This window comes from Bradyrhizobium sp. WD16 (genome assembly GCF_024181725.1).
Lineage (GTDB): Bacteria > Pseudomonadota > Alphaproteobacteria > Rhizobiales > Xanthobacteraceae > Bradyrhizobium_A.
The window spans coordinates 945,254-959,325 of sequence record NZ_CP028908.1 but is presented as its reverse complement, the minus strand read 5'-3'; the positions used below and the strand labels follow the sequence as shown (position 1 = coordinate 959,325).

The 14,072-nt window shown below is 66.4% G+C and carries 11 protein-coding genes, 1 tRNA gene and 1 pseudogene; 9 read left to right on the top strand and 4 right to left on the bottom strand.

Features of this window, described 5'->3' with window-relative positions:
- Positions 1-210 precede the first annotated feature (210 nt).
- Positions 211-582 (top strand): annotated as a pseudogene (locus DB459_RS04475) (Dps family protein); the annotation flags it as partial.
- 27 nt (positions 583-609) lie between these two features.
- On the opposite strand, the gene carA reads toward DB459_RS04475, so the two are convergent.
- Complete coding sequence (carA, locus tag DB459_RS04470; RefSeq protein ID WP_253711735.1) at positions 610-1,806, bottom strand: glutamine-hydrolyzing carbamoyl-phosphate synthase small subunit; 1,197 nt, start codon at positions 1,804-1,806, stop codon at positions 610-612.
- Positions 1,807-2,145: 339 nt separating this feature from the next.
- On the opposite strand from carA, the gene DB459_RS04465 reads away from it, so the two are divergent.
- The 4 genes from DB459_RS04465 to DB459_RS04450 all read left to right on the top strand — a co-directional run bounded on the left by DB459_RS04465 (position 2,146) and on the right by DB459_RS04450 (position 5,573).
- Positions 2,146-3,711 (top strand): AMP-binding protein, encoded by a 1,566-nt coding sequence (locus DB459_RS04465; RefSeq protein WP_253711734.1) that lies wholly within the window; start codon positions 2,146-2,148, stop codon positions 3,709-3,711.
- A 43-nt stretch (positions 3,712-3,754) separates the two neighbouring features.
- Complete coding sequence (locus tag DB459_RS04460) at positions 3,755-3,922, top strand: alpha/beta fold hydrolase (RefSeq protein ID WP_253711733.1); 168 nt, start codon at positions 3,755-3,757, stop codon at positions 3,920-3,922.
- A gap of 243 nt (positions 3,923-4,165) precedes the next feature.
- A complete protein-coding gene (locus tag DB459_RS04455) occupies positions 4,166-4,714 on the top strand; it encodes a sigma-70 family RNA polymerase sigma factor (protein WP_253711732.1) in 549 nt (182 codons plus the stop codon).
- A gap of 4 nt (positions 4,715-4,718) precedes the next feature.
- Positions 4,719-5,573, top strand: coding sequence for an anti-sigma factor domain-containing protein (locus tag DB459_RS04450; protein ID WP_253711731.1), 855 nt, complete (start codon positions 4,719-4,721; stop codon positions 5,571-5,573).
- Between the two features lie 219 nt (positions 5,574-5,792).
- Here the strand turns inward: DB459_RS04450 and DB459_RS04445 are convergent, their stop codons facing one another.
- Both DB459_RS04445 and flhA read right to left on the bottom strand, forming a co-directional pair.
- Entirely contained in the window at positions 5,793-5,987 is a 195-nt protein-coding gene (locus tag DB459_RS04445; RefSeq protein ID WP_253711730.1) for a hypothetical protein, read from the bottom strand.
- Positions 5,988-6,202: 215 nt separating this feature from the next.
- Positions 6,203-8,347, bottom strand: coding sequence for a flagellar biosynthesis protein FlhA (gene flhA / locus DB459_RS04440; protein ID WP_253711729.1), 2,145 nt, complete (start codon positions 8,345-8,347; stop codon positions 6,203-6,205).
- 319 nt (positions 8,348-8,666) lie between these two features.
- Here flhA and DB459_RS04435 point away from each other — a divergent pair, with 319 nt between their 5' ends.
- Entirely contained in the window at positions 8,667-9,881 is a 1,215-nt protein-coding gene (locus DB459_RS04435; protein ID WP_253711728.1) for an MFS transporter, read from the top strand.
- Positions 9,882-9,914: 33 nt separating this feature from the next.
- Here the strand turns inward: DB459_RS04435 and DB459_RS04430 are convergent, their stop codons facing one another.
- Positions 9,915-10,163 carry a hypothetical protein gene (locus DB459_RS04430; RefSeq protein ID WP_253711727.1) on the bottom strand — a complete coding sequence of 83 codons (249 nt, stop codon included), beginning with the start codon at positions 10,161-10,163 and terminating at the stop codon, positions 9,915-9,917.
- A gap of 296 nt (positions 10,164-10,459) precedes the next feature.
- On the opposite strand from DB459_RS04430, the gene DB459_RS04425 reads away from it, so the two are divergent.
- The 3 genes from DB459_RS04425 to DB459_RS04415 all read left to right on the top strand — a co-directional run bounded on the left by DB459_RS04425 (position 10,460) and on the right by DB459_RS04415 (position 13,977).
- Positions 10,460-12,457, top strand: coding sequence for a methyl-accepting chemotaxis protein (locus DB459_RS04425; protein ID WP_253711726.1), 1,998 nt, complete (start codon positions 10,460-10,462; stop codon positions 12,455-12,457).
- 273 nt (positions 12,458-12,730) lie between these two features.
- A tRNA-Ile gene (locus tag DB459_RS04420) sits at positions 12,731-12,806 on the top strand.
- A 412-nt stretch (positions 12,807-13,218) separates the two neighbouring features.
- Positions 13,219-13,977, top strand: coding sequence for an SDR family NAD(P)-dependent oxidoreductase (locus DB459_RS04415; protein WP_253711725.1), 759 nt, complete (start codon positions 13,219-13,221; stop codon positions 13,975-13,977).
- The last annotated feature ends 95 nt before the right edge of the window (positions 13,978-14,072 follow it).

The window sequence follows — 14,072 nt, the reverse complement described above, 5'->3', positions numbered from 1 at the left end:
GCCCCCGCAGCGGCTCGCCCCGGGCCGTTCTCCGGCCGTCGTTGATTGCGCTTGTCGGTCCAGCCAATTGCGTCATGTCCCCTGAGCCGTCGTTCCCCTGAGCCGTCGTTCGTCACCGGTCAGTGGTGTCTTCATTCCACTCCGCGGCCGCGTTCCGGCGAAGGAACGTCCTCCGGGCTTCGGCGTTATCGCGTCCGATCTGCCCTGTCCAGCGCCCGCCATGTCCGCGACTGCCACCTGTTGCTGGACGAGCAGGACGAAGCGATCTTCGCGGCGATCGATGATCTCGCCGAGCGGGTGCGCAAGATCGGCGGCACGACGCTGCGCTCGATCGGCCATGTCAACCGCCTCAAGAGCGTCGAGGACGATGACGAGGACTATGTGCCGCCGCGGGAGATGCTGTGCGAGCTGACGCAGGACACCAAGAATTTCGCAGCGTCCTTGCGCAAGGCGCACGAGGTCGCCGATCGCCATGGCGACGTCGCCACGGCCAGCCTGCTGGAGAATTTCATCGACGCCACCGAGCGGCGCACCTGGTTCCTGTTCGAGGCGAGCCGGCAGGAAGGTGGCAACGAGGCGTGAGCGGGCGGCGTCGGGCCTGCGCGCCGTCTAGGCCGATTTGCGCTGGCGCATCAGCTCGGTGAAGCGCTTGAACAGGTAGTGGGAATCGCGCGGACCGGGCGAGGCTTCGGGGTGGTACTGCACCGAGAACACCGGCTTGTCCTCGAGCGCGATGCCGCAATTGGAATCGTCGAACAGCGAGACGTGGGTCTGGACCACATTGGCCGGCAGCGATGTCTTGTCGACGGCAAACCCGTGATTCATCGAGGTGATCTCGACCTTGCCGGTGGTCAGGTCCTTGACCGGGTGGTTGGCGCCGTGATGTCCCTGGTGCATCTTCACGGTCTTGCCGCCGAGGGCGAGGCCGAGCATCTGGTGGCCGAGGCAGATGCCGAAGGTCGGCAGCCCGGTTTCGATGACCTTCTTGATCACCGGCACGGCATATTCGCCGGTTGCGGCCGGATCGCCCGGGCCGTTCGACAGGAAGACGCCGTCGGGCTTCATGGCCAGGATGTCTTCCGCCGAGGTCGTCGCCGGAACGACCGTGACGCGGCAGCCTTCGCCGGCGAGAAGGCGCAGGATGTTGCGCTTGATGCCGTAATCAATCGCGATGACGTTGAACTCCGCCTTGTCCCCGTCCTGGCGGCCGTAGCCCTTCTCCCACTGCCATGGCGTCTCGTCCCAGGTGAAGCGCTGAGCGCTGGTGACCATCGGCACGAGATCCATGCCGACGAGGCCGGGCCACTCGCGGGCTTCCTCCTTGAGCGCCCGCAGGTCGAACTTGCCGTCCTGCGCGTGGGCGATCACCGCATTGGGCATGCCCTTGCTGCGGATCAGCGAGGTCAGCGCGCGGGTATCGATGCCGCAGAGACCGACGATGCCGCGGGCCTTGAGCCACTGGTCGAGGTGCTTCGCCGCGCGGTAGTTCGACGGATCGGTGATCGAGGCGCGCAGGATGACGCCGCGGGCGCCGGGCGTCGCCGCCATGTTCAGCGCCTCGATGTCCTCATCGTTGGTGCCGACATTGCCGATATGGGGGAAGGTGAAGGTGATGATCTGCCCGGCATAGGAGGGATCGGTCAGAATCTCCTCGTAACCCGTCATGGCGGTGTTGAAACACACCTCGCCGACGGCGGAACCCTCGGCGCCGAGGCCGAAGCCCTCCAGCACGGTCCCATCGGCGAGCACGAGCAGCGCGGTCGGTTTGAGGTCCGGCCAGGCGGTGGCATTGTCCAATGTGGTCATGAACGGACCACATAAACCCTGTGCCCGGCGCCGTCAAAGGCCGCGGCGGCGGTTTTCCGACGCTTCCTCACCGATGTTGCCGCCGCTTCTGGCGCCGGGCTCGCCGGCCCGGATCGGCGCCGCCATCGGCGAAATATTTGGTCGTTTTTCGGAGCTGGCGCGACCGGAACATGCGTCTACAATGCTCCGAGAGGCCGGCCGAACCGGCCGCCAGAGCGTTTTCCCGCGAAGTGGACACCGGTTCGCGCGAAGAAAACGCGTCAAAACAAAAACCTGGAGCCTCCGCTCCGATTCAATCGGAGCGGAGGCTCCAAAGCTCAAGGGAGAAGACGAAAAACCATGGACAGGCTGCATACCGGCGGAACGATGGGCGGGCTCATCATCTCCTCCATCATCCGCTACGCCGACCGGCCGGCGATCGCCGATGGCAACATCCGCTGGAGCTACGGCGAGTTCGGCGAGCAGGTCGGCCGCTACATCACCGTGTTCCGCGCCCTCGGCCTCAAGAAGGGCTGCGCGGTCTCCGTGCTTGCCACCAACCGCGCCGAAAGCTGGGCGGCGATCTGCGCCACGCTGATCATGGGCGGCCGCTATACTTCGCTGCATCCACTCGCCGCCGAGGACGACCAGGCCTTCATCGTCGCCGACGCCGAAATCGATCTGCTGATCGTCGAGGCCGGCAAGTTCGCCGAACGCGGCCTCGCCATCCAGCGGCGCACCCCGACCCTCAAGCACCTCGTCTCGCTTGGCGCCATGGACGGCGCCCGCGACCTGCTTGCCGAGGCGGCCGCGGTCGCCCCGGCACCGCTGGTCGACGACGGCGAGGTCGGCGACATCGCCTTCCTCGCCTATACCGGCGGCACCACCGGCCGCTCCAAGGGCGTGATGCTGCCGCACCGCTCGCTGATGGCCATGACCTTCGCGCTGTTCGCCGACTGGGACTGGCCGGCCGAGATCCGCTTCCTCGCCGCGACCCCGATCAGCCACGCCGCCGGCGTGACGCTGTTTCCGGTGATGCTGCGTGGCGGCTATGCCCGCCTTGTCCAGGGCTTCGATCCCGAGGTCTATGGCCGGGTGGTGCAGGAAGACAGGATCACTGCCACCTTCCTGGTGCCGACGCTGATCTATGCCCTGATCGACAATGTCGAGCTGCGACGGCGCTACGACTTCTCGTCGCTGCAGATGATCATCTATGGCGCGGCGCCGATGTCGCCGGACCGGTTGCGCGAGGCGATCGCGATCTTCGGCCAGGTCTTCGTCCAGCTCTATGGTCAGACCGAAGCCCCGCAGATCATCACCGCCATGCGCACCGTCGATCACGACCTGTCCCGGCCGGAACGGCTCGGCTCCTGCGGACGGGCCAATCCGATGGTCGACGTCAAGCTGTTCGACGCCGACATGCGCGAGGTGGCGATCGGCGAGCCGGGCGAGATCTGCGTGCGCGGCTCGCTGGTGATGGACGGCTACTGGAAGCGGCCCGACGCCACCGAGGAGGGACTGCGCGGCGGCTGGCTGCACACCGGCGATGTCGCCGTCAAGGACAAGGACGGGTTCTTCTATATCGTCGACCGCACCAAGGACATGATCATCTCCGGCGGCTTCAACATCTACCCGCGCGAGGTCGAGGACGCGCTGATGTCGCATCCCGCGGTGGCCTCGGCCGCGGTGATCGGCATTCCCGACGGCAAGTGGGGCGAGGCGGTGAAGGGCTTCGTGGTGCTCAAGAACGGCGCCAGCATCGAAGTCGCCGAGCTCCAGGCTCACGTCAAGGACAAGCGCGGGGCGCCCTGGTCGCCGAAGACCATCGATGTCGTCGAGACGATCCCGGTGACGGGCCTCGGCAAGATCGATCGCAAGGCGTTGCGGGCACCCTATTGGGAAGGCCGCAGCCGCGGCGTCGCCTGACGGCGGCAGCTGGCGGAGCGGCGGCGGCGCGATCGGCTGTCCGGTGCTGACCTCCGATCAGGGGCTGCTGCCGCCCAAGGAACTGTCGGAGGAAATCACGGCGGCGATCCGGCGGGCGCGGCTCCAGGTGATCGCCGATTGTGGCCGCCTGTCCCAGGCGGAGCGGCCGGCCAAAGTCGCCGCGGCGCTCGTCGCCTGGCGCAACGGTTGACGGAGAAGCGTCGGGGGTGGTCAATCGGCCGACGGGAATGATACGAAGACCAGAGCGCCGTCGAACTCGCGTTCGATTGCCAACAGTTTGAATAAGAATGTGTCTTCGTAACATTCGCATTCGTCAAGCCATCAAGGGCCACGTGACAAACCAGTCGGGTCAAGCTGGCACCCTCCGCAAGGCTGCCATGATGCACGGAGGAGGCCTCGCCGGACGAGGCGCCGCCGGGCGAGGGGGCTATCGATGCTGACCACCGCTGAGCTCGTCTGGCTGCTCGCGGCGGTGGCCAAGCGGGATGAGGCGGCATTCGAGCGTCTCTATGCCGCGACCAGCGCGAAACTCTTCGGGGTTGTGCTTCGTATCTTGCGTCGGCCGGAGCTTGCCGAAGAAGTGGTGCAGGAAACCTTCGTCAGGGTCTGGCACGGCGCCGGCCAGTTCAATCCGGCGGTGGGCTCGCCGATCACCTGGATGGTGTCGATCGCCCGCAACCGCGCCATCGACATGCTGCGCAAGCGTGGCGAAGTGTCCATCGAGGAGGAGCCGGCCGCCATGGACGTCGCGTCCGACCCGCCCGACCCGCTGGCGCGCCGGGAAATCAACGAGGAACTCAAGCGCCTGCTCGCCTGTGTCGGCCGGCTGGAGCCGGACCGGCAGCGGCTGGTCCTGCTCGCCTATTACAATGGCTGGAGCCGCGAGCAACTCGCGGCGCAATTCAAAACGCCGGTGAATACGGTGAAGACCTGGCTGCGCCGCAGCCTGATCGAGATCCGGCAATGTCTCGGCCTCGCGTGAGCGCATGAGCTACAGCGAAGACCATATCCTGCTCGCCGCCGAATACGCGCTCGGCACCCTCGACGGCGAGGAGCGGGCGCAGGTCGAATCCATGATGACGATCGACGGCGAGTTCCGCCTGATGGTGGAGCGCTGGGAAGCACAACTCGGCGAACTCGCGGCGATGGTCGGCGCGGTCGAGCCGCCGCCCTCCCTGTGGCCGCGGGTGCGCGACGCGGCGCTGTTGTCCCAGGGGCAATTGCCGCTGGTGCTGCCGGAATTGCCGTCACCGCCGCCGCCGCAAGAGCCGGCACCGGCACCGGCACCTGACACCAGCGGACAAGTGGTTGCGCTCGCCGGCGCGGTGCGGCGCTGGCGCGGCGTCACGGTGCTGGCGTCGGCGCTTGCCGCCTGCCTGCTGGCCCTGGTGGTGGTGCAGGCCGTGAGGTCCGACTGGCTGCCGGCGCCGCTGCGGCCGAGGCCGCGGGTCGAGACGGTTCAGGTGCCGGCGCCATTGCCGCCGCAATTCGTCGCGGTGCTGCAGAAGGGGGCCGAGCAGCCGGCCTTCATCCTCACCGTCGATACCGCGACCAGGACCTATACGGTCCGTCGCCTCGGTGCGGAGCCGGAGCAGGGCAAGAGCTATGAGTTGTGGCTGGTCTCCGAGAAGCTGCCGCAACCGCGTTCGCTCGGCGTGATCGGCGGCACCGATTTCACCGTCAGCCCCGCGCTCGCCGATTTCGATGCCGAAACCATCGACCAGGCGACCTACGCCGTGTCGGTCGAGCCGGAGGGCGGCTCGCCGACCGGCGTCGCCACCGGCCCGATCGTATTCACCGGCAAGCTGGCGGAGACCGTGCCGCCGTCGTCGCGGCGGTAGCGCAATGGAGCGAAGGTTTGCCTGACCCCAAAACAAAGAAAACGCCCGTGGGGAGCGGGCGTTTTCTCGGGGGGTGTCACTTTTGGGGGAAAGTGACGGGTCGTCAGGGGTAGTCACTTGGGGTATTTACGCAGCGGTTAAGCTACGTGTTCACAAGGCGACTTTGGGGGGCTGTAAAGTTTCCCTGTGAATTCGCGAATTCCTCTTCGTTTACCGTCCTCAGCGGACCATCGAGCCATTGCTGGTGAGCACGACCGGCTTGCCGGCCTTGATCACCCGAGCGGTCTGAACGGAGTCATCGGCACCCAATCGTGCGACGATACCGACGCCGGCGACCACGATGGCGGCAAACAGCGCCACAACCACAATTTTCAGGTGGGTCGTACGATCCGCACTGTAAATTGAGTGGTTCACGGAAGCCTCCTGCCGTCGATCTTCCTTTGAAATTGGTCGCCATCGGAAACCGGAAGTTCAACGTCTCGTGCTCATGAACGTGGGAAAGCACCCCGCAGTTTCCCAGAGGCGATCACAAGGCAGTGAAAACACTTGATCGGCCGCGATTGTTCCCGGCCGGATTCGGCCGGGATTGCGCCAGAAATGCCATCAATCAGAATGGCTTGGTTGGTATTTCAGACCGATCCGACGGTTTTCAGGCGGGCGCGGGGGTGAATCTCCGCCTGCGACAAAACAGTTGTCTGTGACCGAAAACGCTCAACCAAAGAACGAACAAATGGGCGAATCGACGCCGACGTCACCAGCACCGGAGCCTCGCCTTCGCGCGCCGCCTGCTCGAACTTGTCGCGCACCGCGGTCATGAACTCCGACAGTCTGGAGGGCTGCATGGCGAGGCTGCGATCGTCGCCGGTGCCGATCAGGGACTCGGCGAACGCCTGCTCCCACTTCGCCGACAGGGCGATCAGAGGCACATAGCCGTTCATCGAGGTGTTCTGGGCGCAGATCTGCCGCGCCAGCCGCGCCCGCACGTGTTCGACGATGGTCGCCGGGTTGCGCGAGAAGGCCAGCGCGTCGGCGATGCCTTCCAGGATGGTGGACAGATCGCGGATCGAGATGCGCTCGGCGAGCAGGAGCTGGAGGACGCGCTGGATGCCCGAAATGGTGATCTGGCCGGGGACGATGTCCTTGATGAGATCGGCCTGTTCCTTCGGCAGTTCCTTGAGCAGCTTCTGGACCTCGCCGTAGGACAACAGGTCCGACATGTTGTTCTTGAGCAGTTCGGTGAGGTGCGTCGAGAGCACGGTGGCGGCGTCGACGACGGTGTAACCCTTCAGCGAGGCTTCTTCCTTCAGCGAGGTGTCGACCCAGGTTGCCGGCAGGCCGAAGGTCGGCTCGGTGGTATGGACGCCGGGGAGCTGGACCTGACCGCCGGCCGGATCCATGACCATGTGGTTGTTCGGCCAGACCCGTCCGCTGCCGGCATCCACCTCCTTGATCTTGATGATGTAGGTGTTGGCCTCGAGCTGGACATTGTCGAGGATGCGCACCGACGGCATCACGAAGCCCATCTCGATCGCCAGCGACTTGCGCAGCGCCTTGATCTGCTCCGTCAGGCGGTCGGTGCCGTCCGGCGCATTGACCAGCGGCAACAGGGCGTAGCCGAGTTCGATCTTGAGATCGTCGATCTTGAGCGCCGCCGAGATCGGCTCCTCGGCCGCGGCGGCCGCCGCCGCCTGGGCCGGCGACGCGGCGGCGGCCTGGGTCGCGGCGTCGGCGAGCTTCTTGTTCTGCTTGCGCGCCATCACCGCGAGCGCCCCGGCACCGCCGCCGAGGAGCAGGAAGGGTGCCATCGGGATGCCGGGCAGCACTGCCAGCAGCAGCATCACCGCCGCTGACATGCCGAGCGCCTGGGGATAGCCGGAGAACTGCCTCATCAGCGCCTTGTCGGCGGCGCCGCTGACGCCGGCCTTGGACACCAGCAGGCCGGCGGCGGTGGAGACGATCAGCGCCGGGACCTGGGTGACGAGGCCATCGCCGACCGTGAGCAGGGTGTAGCTGCGGGCGGCTTCGGCGAATGGCAGGCCCTGCTGGGCGATGCCGATGATCATGCCGCCGATGACGTTGACGAAGACGATCAGGAGACCGGCGATGGCGTCGCCGCGAACGAATTTCGAGGCGCCGTCCATGGCGCCGAAGAAGCCGCTTTCGTCCTCCAGCGCCTTGCGGCGCTCGCGTGCGGTCTTCTCGTCGATCAGGCCGGCGGAGAGGTCGGCGTCGATCGCCATCTGCTTGCCGGGCATGGCGTCGAGATGGAAGCGCGCCGCCACTTCGGCGATGCGGCCCGAACCCTTGGTGATGACGACGAAATTGACGATCACCAGGATGATGAAGACGATGATGCCGATGACGAAATTGCCGCTCATCACGAAGTTGCCGAAGGCTTCGATGACGTGGCCGGCGGCGGCGCTGCCCTCGTGGCCGCGCGACAGGATGAGGCGGGTCGAGGCCATGTTGAGCGACAGGCGCAGCATGGTCGAGATCAGCAGGACGGTGGGAAAGGACGAGAACTCGATCGGCGTCTGGATGAACAGCGCGGTCATCAGGATCAGGATCGACATGGTGATCGAGACCGCGAGGAAGAGGTCGAGCACCAGCGATGGCAGCGGCAGGATCAGCACCACCAGGATGGTGAGGATGCCGATCGCGAGCGCGATGTCGCCGCGCCGCATGATCCGGATGATCTCTTGGAAGCTGGGTACGAAGCCGGGTATCACGCCGCCGGCCGCCGCCGCGCCGCTGCCTGCCGTCACATCCACCATTGTCGCCGCATCCCCGCGCCCGTGACGTTCGCGGCCTGCATGAGGCCGCGCGGCGGCCGGGAGGCCGCCGATCGAGAAGTGATTGACCGCGCTGGCATCCACGGGGCACCCCCGCCTGGCTGACCGACGACCCCGCCTTCACTGGGCAAAATTTGCCCGGTGTATGGTTAGTAAAGCGTTAACAGGGTTCCGGGAGCGGCTGCGGGAGTTCGGGCGCAGCATGAATATTCCCCGAGACGGGCATTCCGGAGAATGTCTTGACCTTGCGGCGCGAAGCGGCCGAATTTGGTCATACCGGGTTAGACCATCAGGGCTCTTCATGTCCCAGGGAAGCATCTTCGTCCCCGACTCGCGTCGGGCATGGGTCCGGCTTGCGTTCGCGCTCGTCATCGGCTCGATCGGCAGCGTCGGCATGTGGTCGGTGGTGGTGGCGCTGCCGGTGGTCCAGGCCGATTTCGCTGCGAGCCGCGGCGGCGCTTCGCTCGCCTTTACCTGCACCATGCTGGGCTTCGGCGCGGGCGGGGTGGTGATGGGGCGCGTGACCGATCGGTTCGGCATCGTCGTCGCCATCGGCGTCGGCGTCATTGCCCTCGCGCTCGGTTTTGCCGGCGCCGCGGTCGCCTCCGCGCTGTGGCAGTTCAATCTGATGTATGTGCTGATCGGGCTCGGCGGCGCCGCCACCTTCGGCCCGCTGATGGCGGAAGCCTCGCACTGGTTCGAGCGTTATCGCGGCTTCGCCGTCTCGGTCGCGGCGAGCGGCAACTACATCGCCGGGGCGCTATGGCCGCCGGTCGTGGGCCACGCCATCGCCAGCGTCGGCTGGCGCACCACCCATCTCGCCATTGCGGTCGGCTGCTCGATGGCGATGGCGCTGGTCCTGGTGCTGCTTCGTCTGCAACTCGCAGGCGAGGCGCGGCGCAGCCATGTCGGCGCGCCGCCGCCGCGGCTCGATGCGCGCTTTTCCATCAACGGCCTGACGGTGCTGTTGTCGATCGCCTCCGTCGCCTGCTGCGTCGCCATGGCGATGCCCCAGGTCCATATCGTCGCCTATTGCGGCGATCTCGGTTACGGCGTCGCCCGCGGCGCCGAGATGCTGTCCCTGATGCTGGCTTTCGGCATCGTCAGCCGTATCGGCTCGGGCTGGCTTGCCGACCGCATCGGCGGCCTGCGCACGCTGCTGCTCGGCTCGGTCGCCCAGGGGGCGGCGCTGGTGTTCTATCTGTTCTTCGACAGCCTGACCTCGCTCTATGTCATCTCGGCGCTGTTCGGCCTGTTCCAGGGCGGCATCGTGCCGAGCTATGCCATCGTGGTGCGCGAGACCATGCCGGCGGCGGAGGCTGCCACCAGGGTTGGCATCGTCATCTTCGCCTCGGTGTTCGGCATGTCGTTCGGCGGCTGGATCTCCGGGGTGATCTTCGACGCCACCGGCTCCTACGCCGCGGCCTTCGTCAACGGCCTTGGCTGGAACGCCCTGAACATTTCCATCGCGCTGACCTTGCTGCTGCGCGCCCGGCCACGGCTGGCGATGGCGTGAGGCGAGACGTCGGAGCGCGCCCGAATTCGATCCTTACGCCTCCTCGATCTGCGTCTTCAGATCGGACAGGAACGACACCAGCGCCTCGTCCTCGTTCTCCTCCTTGTCGGGTGTCGGCACGGTGATGCCCCAATGGGCCAGCAGCATCTCCTGAACCGGGTTGGCGCGCGGCATGAAGACGAAGGAGGGCGGGCGATAGCGCTCATGAGCCTGCGGCTCCGGGAGGACGACGGCGTCGTCGTCAAGGTCCGGCGCCGAATGTGAAGAGCTGACGACGATCATGCGATCGGACGGAATCCGCGAAAGCGGCGGTTTGCCTAAGCTCGAACCATTCGGTTGCTCACGCTCTCATCATGCTTGCCCGCCGCGCTCGCGCTGGTTGCAGCTTCGCGAAATTCAATCGGGAGCCGGCAGCGCGATTTCAAAAAGTCTCGTCGTACATCGCGGCTCGCCGGGAACATAAAGAAAATCGCAACGCGGATTTGGCACTATCCGTCGTGCGAGCAACCCACCATTGCTCTCTCCGCCACAGGAATCGCTGTGCGCCGTCGTCGGCGCAGCCACAGGAATTGATGGAAATGGGATTTTTTAAACTGAAGATCCGCGGGCGGCTGTTCGCGAGCTTCGGCCTGCTCGTCGCGCTTTCGGTCGCCCTGGTCGCCGCGTCGGTCTGGCAATTCGAGGCGGCGCGAACCGATGTCGCGCGCATGGCGGCGGAAGCCGACGGCGCGCTCCGCGCCGCCGAGATGGTTGGAGATCTTCAGGCGGTGCGCCGCGCCATGCTGCGTTACATCTTCGATCACGACGAGCCGTCGTTGCGGGAGGCGGCGACGCGCCTCGACGCCGTCGCCGCCGGGCTGCGGGACCTCGTGGCGGCGGCGCCGCCCGAGCGTCGTGGCGCCTACCAGAAGGTTGCGGCGGAGGTCGAGCAGTTCAAGACCGTGCATGCGACGGTGCGCGACACGGTCGATCGTTTCATCGAGACGCGGGCCGCGCTCTACGCCGAAGGCGACAACGTTACTGCCGCGATGCGCCGGCTGGTCCAGGCGGCGCAGGGCACGTTCGTTGCGCCGGAAGCCGCGCGGATCGAGAGCGAGATGCTGACGGTGCGGCTTGAAAACTGGCGCTTCATGGCCACCAAGGACCCCAAGGGCCCGGCGATTTTCGATGCCGGCATGCAGCGGCTAGAGGCGGAAATCGCCCAGACCGACCACATGGATCTGTCGGCGGACACCAAGAAGGCGGTCGATGCGGTCAAGGCCGCCCTGCAGCCCTACAAGAAAGCCGTCGCCTGGACGGCGAAGGAGCTGCTGGCCGCCGATGACGCCTATTACAAGAGCGTGGCGCCGCAGACCAGGTCGATCGTCGATCAGCTCGAAACGCTCAAGACCGGCGTGACGACCGAGGCTCGGCGGGTCGCCTCGGATGTCGATACCGGCATCGGCCGCTCCGCCATGCTCGACAGGATCGGCGGCGTCGCGGCCGTTCTGCTCGGTATCGTCTTCGCGCTCGTCATCGGCAATGCGATCTCGCGGCCGATCATGGCCATGGTGAAGACCATGGCGCAGTTGTCGGGCGGCGACACCACGGTCGCGATCCCGGGCGCCGGCCGTATCGACGAGATCGGCGAAATGGCCAAGGCCGTCGAGGTGTTCAGGGACGGCATGATCGAGGCGGCGCGGCTGCGCGAGCAGCAGCGCGACAATGAGGCGGCGGCGGCACAGCGCCGCGCCGGCGACATGCGCAAGCTCGCCGACGAGTTCGAGAATGCTGTGGGCGAGATCATCGAAACCGTGTCGTCGGCCTCGAGCCAGCTCGAGGCGTCGGCGACCAGCATGACGCAGACCGCAAGGCGCTCGCAGGCGGTGACCGCCAGCGTCGCCGCGGCCTCCGAGCAGGCCAGCGCCAATGTGCAGTCGGTCGCGTTTGCCACCGAGGAGTTGACCTCGTCGGTCAACGAGATCAGCCGGCAGGTGCAGGAATCGACCAGGATCGCCGGCGAGGCGGTGGATCAGGCCAACCTCACCAATCGCCGCATCGAGGTGCTCGCTAGCGCCGCGGCCAAGATCGGCGACGTGGTCGAGCTGATCAACACCATTGCCGGCCAGACCAATCTGCTGGCGCTGAACGCCACTATCGAGGCGGCGCGCGCCGGCGATGCCGGCCGCGGTTTTGCCGTGGTCGCGACGGAGGTCAAGGCGCTGGCGCACCAGACCGCCAGGGCCACCGAGGACATCAGCCGCCAGATCGCCGGCATGCAGGACGCAACCCGCGAGTCGGTCGCCGCCATCGAGGCGATCGGCTCGACCATCGCGCGGGTATCCGAGATCGCGGCGACCATCGCCTCGGCGGTCGAGGAGCAGGGGGCGGCGACGGCGGAGATCGCCCGCAACATCCAGCAGGCGGCAGGCGGCACGCGCGAGGTCAGCCAGAACATCGTCGAGGTCGAGCGCGGCGCCAGCGAGACCGGCTCCGCTTCGACCCAGGTGTTGTCGGCGGCGACCTCGCTGTCGCGGGACAGCGGCCTGCTGCGCGAAAAAGTCAGCCATTTCCTGGGGACGGTGCGGGCCGCCTGAGGCCAAGCCGGCACCGGCCGCCAGCCTGCGCATCCGGCCGGGGCATCCCGGCCGGATGCCGCGTCCCTGGCGCGCATCGGCGGGCGGACACGGACATTGTGACATTGTCGTCCGACCGGCGTCGATCCGCCGCGGCGGGTCGGCCCGGTCCCCGTCGGCCCTCGGACTTGTTTGGCTTTGTCAGCGACTTAGCCGATTGCCGGCCTCCCGCCTTCATTGTATGGGGAGGGGCTCCGTCGGCCGCACAGCGCGCATCCGCCCAGCGGCCCCGGCGGGCCTGTAGCTCAATGGTTAGAGCCGGCCGCTCATAACGGTCTGGTTGCAGGTTCGAGTCCTGCCGGGCCCACCATTGTTTTCAGAGAGTTTCCCCTCGGTAGAGCTTCTGCCCGGCAGCTACCGAGTCTTGATGGTGGTCACGGTCACGCGAGCGCGTGCGTCCGAGCCGTCCGTCGCGACGGGCGATAATGAACGCGTCAGCGCCGACGGGAATGCTGCGATCCGGTCGTTCTTTGGCGTGCGCCACCGATGTGAAGCCGCGTCCGTCTTAGCCGGAACGGAACGCGACTTCGCTCTCCCTCCGCCTTTTCCGGCGGTTCGAGGAGATCGTCTCGCTTTTTGAGGTGCGCAACTGGAGTTCTGATCTATACACCTCACCAAATGAGTGCCCAACTCCGGCCAATGCTCACTTCCATCGGTCGGGGTGGATTGCCGGCCTTACGCTGGGACGGCTGAGCGGGCAGCATTGGATGAAGGAAACAGTCATGGCGGCCGTCTATCCGGATCTCGCTGGCAAGGTAATTTTAGTCACGGGCGGTGCATCGGGGATCGGCGCAGCGATCGTGCGCCACTTCGCTCACCAGAAATCGATCGTCGTCTTCTTCGATATCAACGATGAGGCCGGCACTCGTCTGGCGCGCGAGCTGTCGGCCCAGCGGCTCGCCGCGCATTTTGTCCACGTCGACCTGACCGATATTCCGGCTCTGCGTGCAGGTGTCGCACAGGCGCGCGCGGTGCACGGACCGATCGAGGTCCTCATCAACAATGCGGCACATGACGAGCGCCATCCGACCGAGGAAGTCACCCCGGATTATTGGGACGACCGGATTGCCGTCAACTTGAAGCATCAGTTCTTTGCCGCCCAGGCCGTTCTGCCGGACATGAAAGCCGCCAACCGGGGCGTCATCATCAATTTCGGCTCGACCTCCTGGATGGCCGGGCAAGGCGGCATGGCGGCTTACACGGCGAGTAAGTCGGGCGTGCTTGGGCTGACCCGCTCGCTGGCGCGCGACTACGGCCCCTACAACATCCGCGTGAACGCGATCGCGCCGGGGTGGATCATGACCGAACGCCAGATCGAAAAATGGCTCACCCCGGAAGGAGAGGCCGAGCTGATGCGGCGTCAGTGTCTGAAGCGCAAGCTCACGCCGGACGAGTTGGCGAAATTCACCGTGTTCCTCGCCTCCGGCGAAGCATCGGCCTGCACGGCGCAGCATTATGTCGTGGACGGTGGTTGGGTCTGATGCGCCAGTCCGACGAGGCGGGGTGTTTCGATAGCCTGCCGCGTAGGTGACAGATCCAGCGGCGATCAGAGGCTCGGCGGATGGGGACCGCGTCC

Excerpts from the sequence above, each read along its gene's own strand:
- carA (WP_253711735.1), bottom strand. The coding sequence starts at position 1,806 with ATGACCACATTGGACAATGCCACCGCCTGGCCGGACCTCAAACCGACC.
- DB459_RS04465 (WP_253711734.1), top strand. The coding sequence starts at position 2,146 with ATGGACAGGCTGCATACCGGCGGAACGATGGGCGGGCTCATCATCTCC.
- DB459_RS04455 (WP_253711732.1), top strand. The coding sequence starts at position 4,166 with ATGCTGACCACCGCTGAGCTCGTCTGGCTGCTCGCGGCGGTGGCCAAG.
- DB459_RS04450 (WP_253711731.1), top strand. The coding sequence starts at position 4,719 with ATGAGCTACAGCGAAGACCATATCCTGCTCGCCGCCGAATACGCGCTC.
- flhA (WP_253711729.1), bottom strand. The coding sequence starts at position 8,347 with ATGGTGGATGTGACGGCAGGCAGCGGCGCGGCGGCGGCCGGCGGCGTG.
- DB459_RS04435 (WP_253711728.1), top strand. The coding sequence starts at position 8,667 with ATGTCCCAGGGAAGCATCTTCGTCCCCGACTCGCGTCGGGCATGGGTC.
- DB459_RS04430 (WP_253711727.1), bottom strand. The coding sequence starts at position 10,163 with ATGATCGTCGTCAGCTCTTCACATTCGGCGCCGGACCTTGACGACGAC.
- DB459_RS04425 (WP_253711726.1), top strand. The coding sequence starts at position 10,460 with ATGGGATTTTTTAAACTGAAGATCCGCGGGCGGCTGTTCGCGAGCTTC.
- DB459_RS04415 (WP_253711725.1), top strand. The coding sequence starts at position 13,219 with ATGGCGGCCGTCTATCCGGATCTCGCTGGCAAGGTAATTTTAGTCACG.